The following is a 15,449-nucleotide window of genomic DNA, read 5'->3' on the forward strand; positions in this document are numbered from 1 at the left end:
GTTTTCCGGAATAGGACGTCCCTGTGGTTCTTATACGCACCTGTGTTGTGCTGGGCTTGTCGCTGATAGACGGTGTCGTCTCCATCGCTGCGGCCGGTGATCAACCACGCAGCGAAATTCGTTTTGCCGTGGCCGCGCAGTTCCCGCCCTTTCAAAGCCGCAATCAACAAGGCCAACTTGTAGGTCTGAACATCGAATTGGGTAACGCCCTGTGCATACAGCTCAATATGCGATGTACCTGGGTCGATCAGATCCTGGTGGAAAATTTCACCGCCCTTGAAGCCAGGCAATTCGACGCAATCATGGGCATCGCCCCTACGTCGAAACGGCACCGGCGAGTGAATTTCACCGATGACCTCTATCCGATGACCACGCGCCTGGTGGCCCGCAAGACATCAGGCTTGATGCCGACCCCTCGCTCGCTGAAGGGCAAGCGCGTGGGCGTGCTGGTGGGCAGCAACCGCGAGGCGTTTGCCCTGGCGAAGTGGGCGCCGAAGGGCGTGATCGTCAAGGGTTTCTGGCGCAATGACGAATTGGTCCGCAGCCTGTTGGCCGGCGACATCGATGCGACGCTGCAAGGCACGGTGGAAATCCGTGAGGCGCTGCTCGACACCGCCGACGGCCAGATTTTCGACTTCCTCGGCCCCGCCGTCTCCACCGATCTGCTGGGTAACGGCGTGGCAATTGCCCTGCGCAAGCCCGACACCGCGTTGCGCAATGACCTTAACTGCGCCCTCGAGCAACTGATGCAGAGTGGCGAATACCAGCGCATCGTCCAGCCCTACCGTCTTGATGCACCGCCCGCCAGGCCGTAATGGCCAATTAATTGCACCGATCATGAGCTGGATCAGTATTTACCAAACCCGTGCGCTTAGAGTCGACGCCCTGCCGACTCCCCCAACAATCACGAGCGCGCGTTTTCATGAAGATCAATCTGCCGGTCACCGGTCGAAATGTGGATTTTGCCCCCGACGCCAATATCCTCTCGACCACCGACCTGACCAGCGCAATTACCTACGCCAACCAGGACTTCATCGATATCAGCGGCTACACCCGCGAGGAGTTGTTGGGTACCCCGCACAACCTGCTGCGTCACCCGGACATGCCGCCCGCTGCGTTTGCGCACATGTGGCAGGTGTTGAAAAGCGGCCGTTCGTGGATGGGCATGGTGAAAAATCGTTGCAAGAACGGCGATCATTACTGGGTCAGCGCCTACGCCACGCCGGTCACGCGGGACGGCGTCACGGTGGAGTATCAGTCGGTGCGCACCAAGCCCGATGCGCGGCGGGTGCAACTGGCCGAACGGGCCTATGCCCGCTTGCGTGCCGGCACCCGGCGGGCGCCGCCGGTAGTGGGAGTGACCCTCAAGTTGTCGGCGTGGGTCCTGGGGGGTTGCGTCGTAACGTGGGCCTTGGGCCTTGGACTGGCGACCTATCCCGTGGCCTGGCAACTGCTGGCGCTGACGGCGACATGTGCCGTGGGGGTAGCGGGCGTGCACGCTGTGTTACGGCCGCTGGCGCAGTTGAACCAGCGGGCGCGGCTGATTGCTGACAACCCGCTGAGCCAGACGATCTACACCGGACGCGGGGATGAGTTCGGGCGTATCGAGTTTGCCATGCAGATGCTGGAAGCCCAGGTGGGTGCGGTGGTCGGCCGGATTGGTGACGCCTCGCAACGTCTATCCGGGCATGCAGCGGCGCTGGTAGAGCAGCTGGACAGCAGCCACTGCAGCAGCCTCGGCCAACAGACCCAGACCGATCAGGTTGCCGCCGCGATCAATCAAATGGCCGCCAGCGTGGCGCAAGTCGCCGAGCACGCGTTGCAGGCTTCCAAGGCCGCTGACCAGGCCGGCAGCGAGACCCGGGAAGGCCACCAGCGGGTGGATGAAAGCCGCGATGCGGTGCTGCGTTTGTCCCAGGAACTGGCACGGGCCACCGAAGTGATCCATCAACTGGAAAGCCACAGCGGCGATATTTCCGGGGTGCTGGAAGTGATCCGGGCGATTGCCGAACAGACCAACTTGCTGGCGCTCAATGCCGCCATCGAAGCGGCGCGGGCCGGGGAACAGGGACGCGGCTTCGCCGTGGTGGCCGATGAAGTGCGGGGGCTGGCCCAGCGTACGCAGGATTCGACCAATGAAATCCAGCGCATGATCAGCACCCTGCAAGGCGGCGCCCGGGATGCGGTGCAAGCCATGGCGCAAAGCAGCCAGCATGTGGAGGCCAGTGTCGACCAGGCCCAGCGCGCCGCAGCGGCACTGGATGGCATCAGCCAGCGGGTGACCCAGATTACTGCCATGAGCCAGCAGATCGCGGCGGCGGTGGAAGAGCAAAGCGCGGTCAGCGAGGACATCAACCGCAACATCATCGGCATTCGCAATGCCGCAGAGGTGACAGTCAGCGCCGGCCAGCAGAGCCAGCTCAGCTCAGGGGATGTGGCGGGGCTGGCGGAGGATTTGCGGCGGTTGGCGGAGGAGTTCTGGAGTAAGCGGCGCTAGTAGCGGCATGAGCTGTCTTTGTGGCGAGGGGGCTTGTCCCCCGTTGGGCTGCGAAGCAGACCCAGCAAGGTCAGTGCGGTGTTTCAGACAGAACGGCGTCGCTGATTTTGGGGCCGCTTCGCAGCCCAACGGGGGACAAGCCCCCTCGCCACAGGCTTACATTCACTCAAGCCGCGCGCAACGAAATGAACGCATAGTTCGCCGGCACCTCGGTGGCAATCCGGGCGCCGGCGTCCAGCAACTGCTCGGCAATGTCCATCCCGGACACATGGAACACCCACTCATTGGCCTGCACGTCCTCTTGCGTCGCCAACTCGATCGCCTGGGCAAACAGGCTCATATCCGGCAGGTACGCGGTAAACCCATCGCCCTTGAGCGCCGTGGTATGGATGCCCAGCAAACCACACACGGCTTCCTTGGCCTGGATGTCGTCGCGGTCAGCCTGGCGTGAGCGGCGGATCAACTCGGCCAGCTCCTTGTCCATCAACTCGCCGCCCACGATCAGCGCCGGCCCCTGCTCCCAGGATTCCGGCGGGCAATCCTTGGCGCCCGGGTTCAACGGGATGTGCGGGTTGATCTCCATCGGGTAGATACGGCACACCAACGGCCGCCGCTCGTAAATGCGGCAACGGTCGTCTTCGTCAAGATTCCGGCAGCGCCCGGCGTTATAGGCGGCAAAGGTGATTGCCACATACGCCTCGGTGTTGCCGCTGGGCACGATGGCGGAACGCCGTTGTGCGTGTTCGCGCTGCAACTCGGGCAGCCCAAGCCCAGTGCCCAGGAAACCCTCCACCAGCACGATGACATTGCCGCCGTCAGCCGCCCAGCTGCGGGCTTCTTCGAGGGTCAGGGGCACATGGTGGTCGGTGCAGCATTTACCGCAACCGACGCAGGAAAAGTGGGTATTCATGGAGGATCTGTCACCAGGCAAGGTCTGAAGGCGCTCATGAACGGCGGCGGGTTTTTGCCTCTGTTTACCGTTCTGCCTCTGTGCAAAGCAAGTTATGCGCCAGTGCTTCTATTCCTCGGGCACCAGGTCCCGAAGTACAAACACCATGCCGGCACTTTCATACAGGTGCCGGGCCCGCCGATTGGACTCCAGCACCTTGAGGTCGACAAACGCCTCGCCGCGTTGTTTGAACACGTGGAACGTGTGCAGCAATAACGCCCGGCCCAGCCCCATGCCTTGGGCACACGGATGAATGGCCAGGTTCTTGATGTAGGCGCTGGTCCAGCATTGGGACACGCCGAGGATGCCACTGGCATTACTGGCCACCAGGCACAGCTTCGGGTCGAACTCGGCGTCGGTGATGAACTGCTGGCGCCAGTGTTCAAGGGGGCCGACGCGTCCGCCGCCTTGTTCCTGGGCCAGGCTCAATACCGCGTGGATCGCCGGAGCCATTGCTTCGTGGTAATGATCCAGCTGGATATCTGCCGGCCATTGCGGCGCGGGCAGGCTGCCGATGAGGTCACGGCGCAGCAACTGGAAGTATTCACCCACCGATCACAGGCCTTGTTGCGCCACGGTCTGGGCCGCCACCACCAGGCACTTGGTCAGTTCGGGGGAGGAGAACTTGGTGAGCACCGCATTGGCACCGGCCAGGCGGGCTTTTTCGCTGTTCATCGCACTGTCCAGGGAGGTGTGCAGCAGCACGTAGAGGTCCTGGAAGTCCGGGGTTTCCCGCAGGGTGCGGGTGAAGGCGTAGCCATCCATTTCGGACATTTCGATGTCCGAGACCACCACGTTGATTTGCTCGACAGTGCCTTGCAGCTCCAGCAAACGGTCGATCGCTTCCTTGGCGCTGCGGGCGGTGTGGCAGGTCAGGCCGAGGTTGCGCAGGGTGTGCACCGATTGCTGCAGGGCCACCTGGCTGTCGTCCACCACCAGGATTCGGGCGTTGCCCAGCACTTCGGCTTCTTCCATGGTCAGGTCGGTGGGCGCCGCTTCGATCTGCGCCGGGGCAATGCCGTGGATGACTTTTTCGATGTCCAGTACCTGCACCAAGGCGCCTTCGACCTGGGTCACACCGGTGATAAACGAACGCGTGCCACCGGAGCCAAACGGTGGTGGGCGAATATCGGTGGTCAGGCAGTGCACGATCTTGCTCACCGCCTGCACATGCAGGCCCTGCTTGGAACGGCTTACATCGGTGACGATCAGGCAGCCACCATCCGGGTCTTGCAGGGGCATTTCCCCCAGCGCCCGGCTCAGGTCGATCACCGACAAGGCGGCGCCGCGCAAGGTGGCGATGCCTTTAACGTGCGGGTGCGACTCCGGCAGCTTGGTCAGCGGCGGGCAGGGAATGATTTCACTGACTTTCAACAGGTTGATCGCCATCAGCTTGCCGCTGCGCAAGGTAAAGAGCAGAAGCGAGAGTGAGTCTGCGCGGGCTTTGGTGGTGGACATAAAAACCTTCTGTGGATCAGGGATGACGATCTATAGACCGTTATCGACTTGCACGCTGAAAACTGTAGGAGCGGGCTTGCCCGCGAAAAACGTCAACGATAACGCGGGCAGCCTGAATAAATACATCGCCTTCAAGTTCTTCGCGAGCAAGCTCGCTCCTACACACAACAAGCCGTGATCAGCCCTTCCACACCTGCGGGTTCACCAGGTCCTGCGGACGCTGGCCCAGCAGCGCACTGCGCAGGTTTTCCAGGGCACGGTTGGCCATGGCTTCGCGGGTCTCGTTAGTGGCCGAGCCGATGTGCGGCAGGGTCACGGCGTTGCTCAGTTGGAACAGTGGCGACTCCGACAACGGCTCCTGCTCATACACATCCAGGCCGGCACCACGGATGGTCTGGTTTTGCAGGGCCTCGATCAGCGCCGGTTCATCCACCACCGGGCCACGGGAGATGTTCACCAGGATCGCACTGGACTTCATCAACCCCAGCTCGCGATGACTGATCAGGTGGCGGGTTTTCTCGCTCAACGGCACCACCAGGCAGACGAAATCCGCTTCGGCCAGCAACTGGTCGAGGCTGCGCAATTGCGCGCCGAGTTCCTGTTCCAGTTCGGTCTTGCGGCTGTTGCCGCTGTACAGGATCGGCATATTGAAGCCCAGGCGACCACGACGGGCGATAGCCGCGCCGATGTTGCCCATGCCGACGATGCCCAGGGTCTTGCCGTGTACATCACAGCCAAACAACGGCGCGCCAACACTGGCTTTCCACTGGCCAGCCTTGGTCCAGGCATCCAGTTCGGCGACCCGGCGGGCGCTGCTCATCAGCAGGGCGAAGGCCAGGTCGGCGGTGCTTTCGGTGAGCACATCGGGAGTGTTGGTGAGCATGATCCCGCGCTCATTGAAGTACGCCAGGTCGTAGTTGTCGTAGCCCACCGACACACTGGAGACCACTTCCAGCTTGCTCGCGCCTTCCAGTTGCGCGCGGCCCAATTTGCGGCCTACGCCGATCAGCCCGTGGGCGTGCGGCAAAGCCTCATTGAACTGGGCATTGATGTCGCCCAGCTTTGGGTTAGGCGCAATAACGTCGAAATCCTGTTGCAGGCGTTCGATCATTTCCGGGGTGACGCGGCTGAAGGCGAGGACAGTCTTTTTCATGGAAGGCGGGCTCATCGACTACGTGGGAATGGCAAGCACGCTAACATTCTTGCGTGGGGTTGTCAGGACGCCCCGCGTCCACACCACCAGACTGTTGCGATTTGGGCAACAGTCATTATCTTGTTACACTCTGTATCGCACCGCTCACCTGCGCTAATTTGTCGCATCGATGAGCGCAGCGGTTAAGACCGACCCGCTCTCCCCCGATTTCCCTCGACTTATTTCCAGGGCTCTACACTGGGAATCTGTCTTAAAGCCGCTGAGTTCAGCGGCTTTTTTTTGCGCTGAAAAAAGGCCAGGAACCCCACAACACTGGCCGGTTTCGATTGACCCAAAGGAGCTCCACCGGTGAAAACCTCGCTGACGTTCACCCCGTTATTCCTCGCGATTGCTGCAACGATCGTTCCCCTTGCCCACGCGGCAGACACCCCGACCGCCGACGGTTTCGTCGAAGGTTCCAGCTTCAAGATCAACACTCGCAACTACTACATGAACCGCGACCGTCGCGACATTCACACCGATGACAGCAAGGAATGGGGCCAGGGCATCATCGGCATTTTCGAATCAGGCTACACCCCAGGCACCGTCGGCTTCGGCCTGGACGCCAACGCCATGCTCGGCCTCAAGCTCGACGGCGGTGGCGGCACCGACGGTTCCAGCATCCTGCCGGTGAGCTCCGGCAATGGTAAAGCGCCTGGCTCGTTCTCCACCGCCGGCGCGACCCTGAAAATGCGTGCCTTCGACACCGAACTGAAAGCCGGCGACCTGTTCCTCAACAACCCGGTAATTGCCGGCGGCATGACCCGCATGCTGCCGCAGACCTTCCGCGGTGTGAGCCTGACCAACCACAGCCTGGACGGCTGGATGTTCGAAGGCGGCCAGGCCAGCTTCACCAAGCTCTACAACCAGAGCGGCCACCGGCGCATCGGCACCAGCTACGGCGCCCTGCCCAACGGTGAAGACAGCCAGCACATGGACTGGGCCGGCGTGTCCTTCAGCGGCCTGCCGGGACTGACCAGCAACCTGTACGCGTCCGAACTCAAGGACATCTGGAACCAGTACTACTACGACCTGGACTACACCTGGCAACTGAACGAACTGGTCAGCCTCAACCCGGGCCTGCACTACTACCACACCCAGGACACCGGCAAAGCCCTGCTGGGTAACATCGACAACAACACCTACAGCCTGCATTTCACAGTCGGCGTCGGCAATCACACCGTGACCGCCGCCTACCAGCGGGTCAACGGCAACACCCCGTTCGACTACATCAGCCAGGGCGACAGCGTTTACCTGGACAACTCCCAGCAATACTCAGACTTCAACGGCCCCAACGAACGCTCGTGGAAGCTCAAATACGCCTATGACTTCGTCGGGCTGGGCCTGCCAGGCCTGACCTCGGCGGTGTCGTATATCAGCGGCAAGACCGACCTGACCACCGTCGACCCGGACAGCCGTGGTTACTCATCCTGGTACAGCGCCGACGGCAAGAACGCCAAGCACTGGGAACGGGACATCGACCTCAAGTACGTGGTGCAAGGCGGCAAGGCCAAGGACCTGGCTGTACGCCTGCAGTGGGCAACCAATCGCGGCGGCAATGGCTACGCGGCAGTGGACCGGGACGTGGATGAATACCGCGTGATCGTCGACTACCCGATTGACGTTTTTTAACCTTCAAGTTTTCTTTTAGCGGCGACGACTTATTTTTCACAGCATGGAACTAAACTGCCAGCATCTTGAGTGCCGAAGCCAGTCCCATGAGTGAACGCCGCGCCTTTACCCAGCCTGCACGCCCGGAGCTTTTGCTGATTCTGGGCAGTGGCCTTACCGTCATCCTGATCGTGATCATCGTTGCCGTACTGCTGACTCGCGAACACGCCAGCGCCCTGCAGGCGGCCAAGCGCTCCACCAGCAACATCACCCAACTGATCAACGCCGACGTATTGCGTAACGTCGAGCTCTACGACCTGGCCCTGAACGGCCTGATCACCGCAACCACCCGCCATGACTTGCCGCAGGTTTCCGCCGAAGTGCTGCATATGGTGCAGTTCGACCAGTCCACTGCTGCGCCTTTCAAAGGTGAAGTCCTGCTGCTGGACAAGGCCGGCGCGGTCACCGCCGACTCCTCGACGCTGACCCCCACGTCGCGCAACTTCGCCAACCGCGACTATTTCCAGGTCCACCAGCAGAACCCCGATGCGGGTCTGTTCATCAGCCGGCCCTTCAAGATCCATTGCGACTGCGATCAAGTCTGGCGCATCGCATTCAGCCGCCGGGTGCCCGGGCCCAACGGCGAATTTGCCGGTGTGGCGGTGGCGACCATGCGCCTGGCGTATTTCGACCAGTTGTTCAATAGCCTCACCATCGGCAGCGGCAGCAGCATCAACCTGGTGAACAACGACGGCATTCTGCTTGCCCAGCAACCCCTGCTCGAAAGCGACATGATCAACAAGGACCTGAGCGCGCGGCCTAACTTCAAAAGAATGCTGCGTGAAGGCAGCGGCAGTTTCAGCGCCATCTCCACCGTCAGTGGCACGCAACGGCTGTACACCTTCACCAGCGTCGGCGCGCTGCCGCTGATTGTGGTGGTGGCGCTGTCCAGCGATGATGTGTTTGCCGCCTGGAGGCGTGCCGCCGTACTGATCAGTGGCGCCACCGGTGTGCTGTGTATAGGCCTGCTGTGGCTGACCTGGATGCTGCGCCGGGAACTGCGCCGCCGCTATCGCGCCGAGAAGGTGTTGTCGGAACTGGCGGCCACCGACGCCCTCACCGGCTTGGCCAACCGCCGCACCCTCGACCAGCGCCTGCGCCTGGAATGGGAGCGCGCGCAACGCTCGGGCGAACCACTGGCATTGCTGATGATCGACGTCGACCACTTCAAGGCCTTCAACGACCGCCATGGCCATCAAGGCGGTGACGAGGCATTGCGCAACGTAGCCCGGGTCATCGGCAGCAATATTCGTCGCCCCGCCGACCTTGCGGCCCGTTACGGCGGCGAAGAGTTCGCGGTGATCCTGCCGGATACCGACGACGAAGGCGCGAGCATCATCGCCGAGCATATCCGCAGCGCGGTGGAGCACTTGCCACCGGCGGACGGGGACGCGCTGTCAGTCACCGTCAGCATCGGCCTCAGTACCTGGGACAAACGCAGCCGTGGCTCACTCGAAGAGTTGATGCTGAGCGCCGACCGGGCGCTGTATGACGCCAAGCACTCCGGGCGCAACCGCACCGTTCACAGCCAGACCACATGAGCCGTTATCAGCAACTACGCTAAAGGCATCCTCGAAGCAGAAGTACGCCCGATGAGCCCAAGCACCACCCGTCCGCCCCGTCCTACCTACCGCCCGGAGCTGCTGCTGATCATCGGCAGTTGTGTCACGGTGCTGCTGATCATGCTGGTGGTCGCCGTGTTGCTGACCCGCGAACACGCCAACAGCTTGCAGGCGGCCCAGCGCAGCGCCAATAACATCACCCAACTGATCGACGCCGACGTACTGCGCAACGTCGAGCTGTACGACTTATCGATCAAGGGCCTGATCGCAGCGACCGAACGCAGTGATTTGGCAGGTGTATCGGCGAGCATCCGCCACTTGGTGCTGTTCGACCGTTCGGAAGCAGCGCCGTACAAGGGCGACATCCTGCTGCTGGACAAGGCCGGCGAGGTGATTGCCGATTCCTCGTTGCTGACGCCTAAAGCCGCCAACTTCGCCGACCGTGATTACTTTCAGGCTCACCGACAGAACCCCGACCTGGGCCTGTTTATCAGCCGGCCCTTCATGGCGCGCTGCGTGTGTGAGGACCAATGGCGCGTCGCATTCAGCCGTCGGGTTTCCGGGCCTGACGGGCGATTCCTCGGGGTTGCCGTGGCGTCCATGCGCCTGTCGTATTTCCAGCAACTGTTCCGCAGCCTGAATATTGGAAACGACAGCACCATCAACCTGATCAACCAGCAGGGCATCCTGCTGGCCCAAGAGCCGTTGCTGGAACGGGACATGATCGACAAGGACCTCAGTCAGCGCCCCAACGTCGCTCGCATCCTGCAAGAGCGCGACGGCAACTTTCGTGGTACCTCAAGTGTGGATGAGGAAAAACGCCTCTACACCTTCTCGACTGTGGGGGATTTACCGCTGGTCGTCGTCGTAGGCTTGTCGACAGAGGAAATATTCGCGCCCTGGAAGCGTGCAGCGCTGCTGATCAGCGGCGCTACCGGGGTTTTGTGCATTGGCCTGTTATGGCTGACCTGGATGCTCTGCATGGAGCTGCGCAGGCGCCATCGCGCCGAGCAGGTACTGTCAGAACTGGCAGCCACCGATGCGCTCACCGGCCTGGCCAACCGCCGCACGCTGGACCAGCGCCTGCGCCTGGAATGGGACCGCGCCCAGCGTTCAGGCGAGCCATTGACGGTGCTGATGATCGATGTGGACCACTTCAAGGCCTTCAACGACCGACATGGCCATCAAGGTGGCGACGAGGCATTGCGCACGGTGGCGCAGGTAATCGACGGCAATATCCGCCGCCCTGCTGACCTCGCGGCTCGCTATGGTGGCGAAGAATTTGCGGTGGTGCTGCCGCATACCGACAGCCAGGGCGCGTTGTTGATTGCTGAACATATCCGCAGCAGCGTCGAGCACCTGCCGCGGGTGGGCGGGGATACTGTGCCGATTACCGTCAGCATTGGCCTGAGTACCTGGACCAAAAATAGCCGTATCACACTGGAGGAGTTACTGCTGAGCGCCGACCAGGCGCTGTATGAAGCCAAGCACACCGGGCGCAATCGCGTTGTTGATGCTGCCACGCTGTGATGGTGGCAAGCGTGTCAATAAAGCGAGACGCGGAGCGTCTCTGGCAGCATTCCCACGCATAGCGTGGGAATGATCAAAACGCGCCATGCCTGGCGCACATAAAAAAAGGCCACCCGAAGGCAGCCTTTAAAAACAAAAGGAAAGAGAGTTGTTACTTACACCGCCGCGACGGGACGCATGTAAGAGATCGGTGCGGTGCTGGCATCTTCGAAGGTCACGACTTCCCAAGCATCTGTCTGCTCAATCAACTTGCGCAGCAGCTGGTTGTTAAGGGCGTGGCCCGACTTGAAGCCTTTGAACTCGCCTATCAGGCTATTGCCCAGCAGGTAGAGGTCACCGATTGCATCGAGGATCTTGTGCTTCACGAATTCGTCTTCATAGCGAAGGCCGTCTTCGTTCAGTACACCATCCGCGTCGACCACAATGGCGTTTTCAACGCTGCCGCCGAGTGCGAGGTTGTGCTTGCGCAGGTACTCGATGTCACTCATGAAACCAAAGGTACGGGCGCGGCTGACTTCTTTTACGAACGAAGTGCTGGAAAAATCCACGCTTGCACTTTGTGTGCGGTCACGGAATACCGGGTGATCGAAATCGATCTCAAAGCTCACTTTAAAGCCTTCGAACGGGACGAAGGTGGCGCGCTTGTCGCCGTCTTCTACTGTCACTTCCCGCAGAATGCGAATGAACTTCTTGGCTGCGTCCTGTTCTTCCAGGCCGGCAGATTGAATCAAGAATACGAAGGGTCCGGCGCTGCCATCCATGATTGGGACTTCGGACGCGGAGAGCTCGACGTAGGCGTTATCGATGCCCAGACCGGCCATGGCCGAGAGCAAGTGCTCCACCGTGTCCACTTTGACGTCACCGTTGACCAACGTGGTCGACATCGTGGTTTCGCCAACATTTTCCGCGCGAGCAGGAATCTGCACCACAGGGTCCAGGTCGGCACGAACAAACACGATGCCGGTGTCGACAGGTGCGGGCTTGAGGGTCAGGTATACCTTCTCCCCGGAGTGCAGACCTACACCTGTGGCACGGATAATATTCTTCAGGGTGCGTTGTTTAATCATGGCTTGGACCGCTTCAGCGCAAATTGCGAACTGGTATCAACAAAGGCTGGCGATAATAGCAGACCAGACCTTTGCTGAACACCAATCACCTTCATAGCCCTGATACATTCCATTAATCGGCCTGACGACGCAGGAAAGCCGGGATGTCCAGGTAGTCCAGGTCATCTTGCGGATTCGGGCTACGGGACGCAGCAGCACCGGCCTGAGCCTGGTTGCGCATCACGGTCGGACGATCCAGGTCACGATAGTTCACAGACGGCAGTTCCTGGCGCGAAGGCGCTGGAGCGGCAGCTTGCTGGCTGGCGTGGCTGGTATGGACGGTATTGTCGATCACCTTTACAGGCTTCTCGATTTTTGCACCCAGGCCGGTAGCAACAACGGTCACGTGCAGTTCGTCGCGCATGTCCGGATCGATAACAGTACCGACCTTGACCATGGCGTGCTCGGAAGCGAAGGCTTCGATGATGCTACCCACGTCGGAGTACTCACCCAGGGACAGGTCAGGACCGGCGGTGATATTCACCAGGATGCCGCGTGCACCTTGCAGGTTCACGTCTTCCAGCAACGGGTTGCGGATGGCCGCTTCAGTGGCTTCACGTGCACGGTTCGGACCGCTGGCGCAACCAGTGCCCATCATCGCCATGCCCATTTCGCTCATAACGGTACGTACGTCGGCAAAGTCGACGTTGATCATGCCCGGACGCTTGATGATGTCGGAGATACCGCGAACGGCACCGGCCAGTACATCGTCAGCCTTGGCGAAAGCCGACAAGAGGCTTGCGTCCTTACCGAGGATGGTCAGCAGCTTCTCGTTGGGAATGGTGATCAACGAGTCGACGCTTTCGGACAGCAGACGGATGCCTTCATCGGCGATCTGCATGCGTTTGCGACCTTCGAACGGGAACGGACGAGTCACGACGGCAACCGTCAGGATCCCCATTTCCTTGGCCACTTCGGCAATGATCGGCGCAGCACCGGTACCAGTACCACCGCCCATGCCCGTGGTGATGAACACCATGTTGGTGCCTTGCAGCACTTCAGCAATGCGCTCGCGGTCTTCCAGAGCGGCTTGACGGCCGACTTCCGGATTCGCGCCGGCACCCAGGCCCTTGGTCACGGCTGTGCCCAATTGCAGGATGGTGCGTGCACCGATGCTTTTGAGGGCCTGGGCGTCAGTGTTGGCGCAGATGAATTCAACGCCTTCAATGTTGCTCTTGACCATATGGTTGACAGCGTTGCCGCCTCCACCGCCGACGCCGATCACTTTGATGACCGGGCTTGCGGGGATGTTGTCTACGAGTTCGAACATTTTCCCTCTCCTTTCATTTCTCTAGTTTTTTCGCCTACTACTTGAAACGGTGTTGCGGTAAATCTTTAGAAATTGCCTTTCACCCAAGCCTGCAACCGCTCGAACAACGGCGCTTTCGCTTCGTCGTCGCTTCTGTAGCTGTCGCGGTTGCTCGGGCCCGACAGGGAAATGCCGTCGGTCTGCTTTTGCAGCCCGTACAACAGCAAGCCCACACCGGTGGAATAAATCGGGTTGCGCACTACGTCGCCCAGGCCCTTGACGCCATGGGGCACGCCCAGGCGGACAGGCATGTGGAAGATTTCCTCGGCCAACTCGACCGCGCCTTCCATCTTCGAGGTGCCACCGGTCAGCACGATGCCGGCCGGGATCAAATCTTCGTAGCCACTGCGGCGCAGTTCAGCCTGGATCAGGGTGAACAGTTCGTCGTAGCGCGGTTCGACCACTTCGGCCAACGCCTGGCGCGACAGTTCGCGCGGTGGACGGTCGCCCACGCTCGGCACCTTGATGGTTTCACCGGCACCGGCCAGCTTGGCCAGAGCGCAGGCGTAACGGATCTTGATTTCTTCGGCGTACTGGGTCGGTGTGCGCAACGCCATGGCGATGTCGTTGGTCACCTGGTCACCGGCAATCGGGATCACGGCGGTGTGACGGATCGCACCCTCGGTGAAGATCGCGATGTCTGTGGTGCCGCCGCCGATGTCCACCAGGCACACGCCCAGTTCTTTTTCGTCGTCGGTCAGTACCGAGTAAGCCGAAGCCAACTGCTCGAGAATGATGTCGTCGATTTCCAGGCCGCAGCGACGCACGCATTTTTCAATGTTCTGTGCAGCGTTGACGGCGCAGGTCACCACGTGAACCTTGGCTTCCAGACGAACGCCCGACATGCCCAGGGGCTCGCGAACGCCTTCCTGGTTGTCGATCACGTAGTCCTGCGGCAGCGTGTGCAGCACGCGCTGGTCAGCCGGGATCGCCACGGCTTGCGCTGCGTCGAGTACCCGCTCCAGGTCAGCCGAGCTGACTTCACGGTCGCGAATCGCCACGATTCCGTGGGAATTCAGGCTGCGGATGTGGTTGCCGGCAACACCGACAAATGCCGAGTGAATCCGGCAACCGGCCATCAGCTGCGCTTCTTCGATGGCGCGCTGGATCGATTGCACGGTGGATTCAATATTCACCACCACGCCCTTCTTCAGGCCCCGGGACGGATGCGTGCCGATTCCGACGATTTCCAGCGTGCCGTCGTCCGCGACCTCGCCTACCAGCGCCACCACCTTGGAGGTGCCGATATCCAGACCGACGATCATTTTGCCGCTTTGCACGTTTGCCATGGGTCCTGCCTCTTCTTAATTCTTCGCGACAGCAGGTTGCGCTGCCGTGGGCGCCGCAGGGGCCCGCCAGCCGACGGCAAGGCCGTTGGCGTAACGCAGGTCGATGCTCGCAATGTTCGTAATCTGTTCTTTCAAGGTCTTTTCATAGATGGCGATAAAACGGCGCATCTTTTCCACCAGGTTGCCGCGTCCCAGCAACAACTCGATGCCCGGGCCGGAACTGCCTGCGCCCGTGGTCAAAAACCAGCTGCCCCGCTCGCGCAACTCCAGTCGCGCAATCGAGAAACCCAACGGCCGCAGCATCTGGCTCAACGCCTGGTACTGCTGCATCACTTGCTGTTGCGCCCGCTGCGGCCCGAACAACTGCGGCAGGTGCTCGTAATTCGCCACTTCGCGGGGCGCAAATGCCTGGCCCTGGTTGTTCAACAACTGTCCATCGCCCCAACGGGCTACAGGCAGCTGTTCTTCCAGGCGGATCGTTACCTGATCCGGCCACACGCGACGAACTTCGGCGTGGGCAATCCATGGCATCTGTTCCAGCTCGGAACGCATGCCTGCCAGGTCGATGGTGAAGAAGCTCGACGCCACAAACGGGGCGATTCGCTGCTGCACGGCTTGCTGGCTGATGTAACTCAAGTCGCCCTGCACGCTGATCTTGGTGATCGGCCGGTCGGCATACGGCAGCAGACGCTGGGCGCCTTCGTACGTACCAAACCCCAACGCCACCAGAATCACCGGCCAGAACAGCGCCTTCAGAAAACCAAAATTGGCTTTCGGCATGCGCGCCGACATCGGCTCTTTAGCCACCATTCGGCTGGCACCACGCGGTACCGGCTTGCGGCCGGGAGCGGGTTGCTGATGACGAAGCGATGCGCCGTTCATGGTC

At 61.0% G+C, this 15,449-nt stretch carries 12 protein-coding genes and 2 pseudogenes; 6 read left to right on the forward strand and 8 right to left on the reverse strand.

Annotated elements, in window-relative coordinates; genetic code table 11:
- Positions 1-23: 23 nt before the first annotated feature.
- From SNL23_RS22050 to SNL23_RS31645, 3 genes and pseudogenes are all read left to right on the forward strand, one after another.
- Complete coding sequence (locus SNL23_RS22050; protein ID WP_076014375.1) at positions 24-815, forward strand: transporter substrate-binding domain-containing protein; 792 nt, start codon at positions 24-26, stop codon at positions 813-815.
- A gap of 107 nt (positions 816-922) precedes the next feature.
- Positions 923-1,606: pseudogene (locus SNL23_RS31640) on the forward strand (PAS domain-containing protein); the annotation flags it as partial.
- 285 nt (positions 1,607-1,891) lie between these two features.
- A pseudogene (locus SNL23_RS31645) lies at positions 1,892-2,497 on the forward strand (methyl-accepting chemotaxis protein); the annotation flags it as partial.
- 166 nt (positions 2,498-2,663) lie between these two features.
- On the opposite strand, the gene SNL23_RS22060 reads toward SNL23_RS31645, so the two are convergent.
- The 4 genes from SNL23_RS22060 to SNL23_RS22075 all read right to left on the reverse strand — a co-directional run bounded on the left by SNL23_RS22060 (position 2,664) and on the right by SNL23_RS22075 (position 6,057).
- Complete coding sequence (locus tag SNL23_RS22060; protein WP_076014377.1) at positions 2,664-3,407, reverse strand: YkgJ family cysteine cluster protein; 744 nt, start codon at positions 3,405-3,407, stop codon at positions 2,664-2,666.
- Positions 3,408-3,515: 108 nt separating this feature from the next.
- Positions 3,516-3,998, reverse strand: coding sequence for a GNAT family N-acetyltransferase (locus SNL23_RS22065; RefSeq protein ID WP_076014378.1), 483 nt, complete (start codon positions 3,996-3,998; stop codon positions 3,516-3,518).
- Positions 3,999-4,001: 3 nt separating this feature from the next.
- A complete protein-coding gene (locus SNL23_RS22070; RefSeq protein WP_063027220.1) occupies positions 4,002-4,904 on the reverse strand; it encodes a chemotaxis protein CheV in 903 nt (300 codons plus the stop codon).
- Positions 4,905-5,082: 178 nt separating this feature from the next.
- Positions 5,083-6,057, reverse strand: a complete 975-nt coding sequence (locus SNL23_RS22075; protein ID WP_076014379.1) for a 2-hydroxyacid dehydrogenase — start codon at positions 6,055-6,057, stop codon at positions 5,083-5,085.
- Positions 6,058-6,405: 348 nt separating this feature from the next.
- Between SNL23_RS22075 and SNL23_RS22080 the strand changes: the two genes are divergently transcribed.
- The 3 genes from SNL23_RS22080 to SNL23_RS22090 all read left to right on the forward strand — a co-directional run bounded on the left by SNL23_RS22080 (position 6,406) and on the right by SNL23_RS22090 (position 10,859).
- Positions 6,406-7,728, forward strand: a complete 1,323-nt coding sequence (locus tag SNL23_RS22080; protein ID WP_076014380.1) for an OprD family porin — start codon at positions 6,406-6,408, stop codon at positions 7,726-7,728.
- Between the two features lie 86 nt (positions 7,729-7,814).
- Positions 7,815-9,308 (forward strand): sensor domain-containing diguanylate cyclase, encoded by a 1,494-nt coding sequence (locus tag SNL23_RS22085; RefSeq protein WP_318303512.1) that lies wholly within the window; start codon positions 7,815-7,817, stop codon positions 9,306-9,308.
- 51 nt (positions 9,309-9,359) lie between these two features.
- Positions 9,360-10,859: a GGDEF domain-containing protein gene (locus tag SNL23_RS22090; RefSeq protein WP_318303514.1), complete on the forward strand. Its 1,500-nt coding sequence runs from the start codon at positions 9,360-9,362 to the stop codon at positions 10,857-10,859.
- Between the two features lie 155 nt (positions 10,860-11,014).
- Here the strand turns inward: SNL23_RS22090 and lpxC are convergent, their stop codons facing one another.
- From lpxC to SNL23_RS22110, 4 genes are all read right to left on the reverse strand, one after another.
- The gene (lpxC, locus tag SNL23_RS22095) at positions 11,015-11,926 is read right to left on the reverse strand and encodes a UDP-3-O-acyl-N-acetylglucosamine deacetylase (RefSeq protein ID WP_003171886.1); all 912 of its coding nucleotides are present in this window, start codon (positions 11,924-11,926) and stop codon (positions 11,015-11,017) included.
- Positions 11,927-12,038: 112 nt separating this feature from the next.
- A complete protein-coding gene (gene ftsZ, locus SNL23_RS22100) occupies positions 12,039-13,235 on the reverse strand; it encodes a cell division protein FtsZ (protein ID WP_003216225.1) in 1,197 nt (398 codons plus the stop codon).
- 65 nt (positions 13,236-13,300) lie between these two features.
- Complete coding sequence (gene ftsA, locus SNL23_RS22105; protein ID WP_003216224.1) at positions 13,301-14,563, reverse strand: cell division protein FtsA; 1,263 nt, start codon at positions 14,561-14,563, stop codon at positions 13,301-13,303.
- A gap of 15 nt (positions 14,564-14,578) precedes the next feature.
- Positions 14,579-15,445, reverse strand: coding sequence for a cell division protein FtsQ/DivIB (locus tag SNL23_RS22110; protein ID WP_029615882.1), 867 nt, complete (start codon positions 15,443-15,445; stop codon positions 14,579-14,581).
- Between the last annotated feature and the right edge of the window lie 4 nt (positions 15,446-15,449).

This window comes from Pseudomonas sp. SED1 (assembly GCF_034044025.1).
In the GTDB taxonomy this organism is placed as follows: Bacteria; Pseudomonadota; Gammaproteobacteria; order Pseudomonadales; family Pseudomonadaceae; genus Aquipseudomonas.